This is a genomic window from Candidatus Schekmanbacteria bacterium, from assembly GCA_003695725.1.
In the GTDB taxonomy this organism is placed as follows: domain Bacteria; phylum Schekmanbacteria; class GWA2-38-11; order GWA2-38-11; family J061; genus J061.
In genome coordinates, this window is sequence record RFHX01000358.1 from 1 (window position 1) to 3,323 (window position 3,323).

A 3,323-nucleotide genomic window follows, 5' to 3' on the forward strand; every position below is an offset into this window, starting at 1 on the left:
GTATGATTCTAATTATATTCTTAATGTGAGTGAGGAGGATTTTTGCCAATATCTTGTGTCTAAATATTCTCTTAAACCACCCAAAATTTATGAAGATAAAATCTATGTCTACAGTAAAAAAGAAGTAGATATTGATGTAAGCAGAGACCCTAGAAGAGCTATTTTTGATAGAAATCGCCAATTTTATGTAAAGGGCGTACAAATTATAATAGCTGTCCCGTTTGAAGGCGATGGAGAGCTGTTCCAATATCAGCCTTCAACATTTACCTCTAATCCTCCACGTGGAAAGGTTATAGGGGAAGAAATTCATTTAATCTATGAAATGGTCGAACATAATGCAGAAAGACTTAAACAAGAGTATCAACGGGAGTTGAACAAGATCAAAAGGTATTTGGAATGGATTAAGCGAGATGTTGAATCTTTCAATAGTTCGCTTGAACCCTTTGTTAGGCAGTTTGTATCGCAAAGAAAAAAGAAACTCCTTAATGATATTGATTTAATTAGTTCCCTCGGAATTCCCATAAAACGCCGTAAAGATATGCCAGAGACTTATACAATTCCATCTATTCGAAAGAAACTTAAATTCGAGCGGCCTAAGATTTCAAAAGAGCTTTTTAAGCCAGAACCTGTTTTAGCATTAGAAGAATACGAAAATATCTTGGAGATGATTTACAATATGGCTTCAGTTATGGAAAGAAGCCCCCAAACGTTTTCTAAACTTAAAGAGGAGGAAATTCGTGACCACTTTTTGATGATGCTTAATGCACATTATGAAGGACAAGCTACAGGAGAAACCTTTAACTATGGAGGCAAAACAGATATTCTCATACGTATTGAAGGTAAAAATGTGTTTATAGCTGAGTGCAAGTTCTGGAGAGGTGAAAAGAAATTCATTGAAGCAATGGATCAGTTGTTGGGGTACACAAGTTGGAGAGATACTAAGATAGCTATTTTGTTATTCAATAAAAATCAGGATTTTAGCTCAGTACTGAATAAAATAAACCCTACTGTTAAAGCACATCCTTGTTATAAGCGAGAATGGAATCTAAAAAGCGATAAATTGAAGAATGAAACGATATTTAGTTATATATTTCATCAACCCCAAGATGTAAACAGGGAAATAATCTTGACCATAATGGCGTTTAATGTTCCAAAATGAAGGTATTTATATCTCCCACAGCAGATAACAAAGCGTATCTGGCTACGTGCCATCGGCACTCCGCCCAAAATCTGCTTCGCAGGACTTCAGATACGCTCAGAACGTTATGTGCCATTGCATTACAAATGAGGTAACATCATGACTAATTCGAGAGAAGCAATAAGAAAAGAATTGAATACTCTGCTGGAACAAGGTATTTCCTTTCTAGCACCAGGGAAAAAGGAAGGAAAACCTAAAAAACAAGGGAAAAGTATTCAGAAAGTCTCTGCATTTGAATATCAAGATTGGTATACAAAGGCACTTGCTGTGGTAAGACAATTGATACCCGACCGTCTTAAAGAATTTGAAGAATTGTATAAAATAGAAAAGCGTAAGGAAATTGACTATACTACCTATACGATTAGTGACTATTTATTGGGGTTGAGTGTTACGCGTGGTATTTACAAAGAAGAGATTGTTAATCCTGAAATTGCATTTATCTCAAAGTTTCAACAGCAATTGGCAATATTGAGGTCTGCTTATGCTCGTCTTGACTCAATCCTTTCAGATATTACGGGTGTTTTGAGAGCCGACCTTTTCGATAATGAAATAGATGCGGCAAGATCATTATTGAAAGCAAAACACCTAAGAGCAGCTGGAACAGTGGCTGGAGTCGTGCTTGAAAATCATTTATCCACAGTATGTAATAATCACCAGATAAGCATTAAAAAGAAAAGCCCAACCATAGCTGACTACAATGATTCACTTAAAAACGGAGGTATATTAGATGTCCCTACTTGGCGTTGGATTCAAAGATTAGGAGATATTCGAAATTTATGTTGCCACGCAAAGGATAGAGATCCCACGATTGAAGAGGTTCAAGAATTGGTAGACGGGGTAGAAAAGGCAGTAAAGACATTGTTCTAATGATATGCAACGGCACATAACAGCTTGTTTGCAGTTCGCTTCACTTACCCAAATGCCTTTGGCACTTCACAAACACGCAAAACGTTGTGTGTAATGAAGAGAAATAGTCGTCAATAAAAAAACGTCAAATAGAACCATAAATAAATTTATTTAAAACATATTGATATGATACCAAAACTATTATTCGACATTGCAAAATGCAATAATTTTTGCACATTAATTAAAAGTCGTAATTATTCCCACCCTTGTGATGACATTGTGAATTTTCAGCGAACACAAGGAGCAAAAAAAAATAATGATTTTCAAATACCCGAACCTTGGAATGGTGATATGATTAATGCTCCCATTTTAATAATAAGTTCAAATCCTTCGTATTCAAAAGATGAACTATATCCAACTTTGGCCTGGCCTGACCCAATTATTGCAGACTTTTTTATAAACAGATTCAAAGATAGAGGTCCAAAATATAGTTGGGTATATAATAATAAAGTTCTTAAAATAGACGGAACAAGAGAAAAACCAGTAAGATATTGGTCAAGTATAAAAAGGAGAGTGGAAGAATTACTTTTAAGACCTGCTAAGCCTGGAATTGATTTCTGCATTACAGAATTAGTCCATTGTAAGTCATCCCAACAAATAGGAGTAGCAAAAGCTTTACCTGAATGTACAAAACGCTTTTTAAATGAAAGAATTGGAATAAGCGGAGCGCAAATTATTATTGGAATAGGTAGTTTTGTTCGTGATTATTTTAAGGGAAAAAATAGTGTTAATGACATACCAATTATTTATTTGCCGCACCCTAATGCTTTTGAACCAAAAACTGTTGCAAAAACACATACAGAGGAAGAAATTGATAACATTCGGAAAAAATTATCAAATGCAAAGGAATTAGGGAAAAAAATTGAGTATTCCGAAATAAAGCTTCCGACTGAAAAAGAGGTTGAAAAATTTATTGATGAACAAATCACTACACACAACAATGTATAAGCGTAATGCTGGGCAATGTGCTAAATATGGGCGTAGTAGCTATAATTAAACATTTTTATAAATTGAAAGTAAAGTACATTAAAATCCCGCACTACGCTTATACTCACCGTTATAATGAAATAATAACAGCAAAAAAGACAGCATATCCATAATACCCAAAAGTACAACGCCATCAAACTTTCAGTTTTTTGCACCTAAGATATGGAAGAAATAAAATTATTGTTCTATATTAATGAAAATCTTTTGATTTTTTCTTACTTATCACTACCTA

The 3,323-nt window shown here is 34.4% G+C and carries 3 protein-coding genes; all 3 read left to right on the forward strand.

Features of this window, described 5'->3' with window-relative positions; translation table 11 throughout:
* Positions 1-1,159: hypothetical protein (locus tag D6734_12940; GenBank protein RMF92142.1), on the forward strand; the 1,159-nt coding region annotated here is incomplete at its 5' end.
* Between the two features lie 138 nt (positions 1,160-1,297).
* Complete coding sequence (locus D6734_12945) at positions 1,298-2,065, forward strand: hypothetical protein (GenBank protein ID RMF92143.1); 768 nt, start codon at positions 1,298-1,300, stop codon at positions 2,063-2,065.
* Between the two features lie 258 nt (positions 2,066-2,323).
* Positions 2,324-3,052 (forward strand): hypothetical protein, encoded by a 729-nt coding sequence (locus D6734_12950; protein RMF92144.1) that lies wholly within the window; start codon positions 2,324-2,326, stop codon positions 3,050-3,052.
* The last annotated feature ends 271 nt before the right edge of the window (positions 3,053-3,323 follow it).

Coding starts and splice junctions, on each gene's coding strand:
- D6734_12945 (RMF92143.1), top strand. CDS start 1,298: ATGACTAATTCGAGAGAAGCAATAAGAAAAGAATTGAATACTCTGCTG.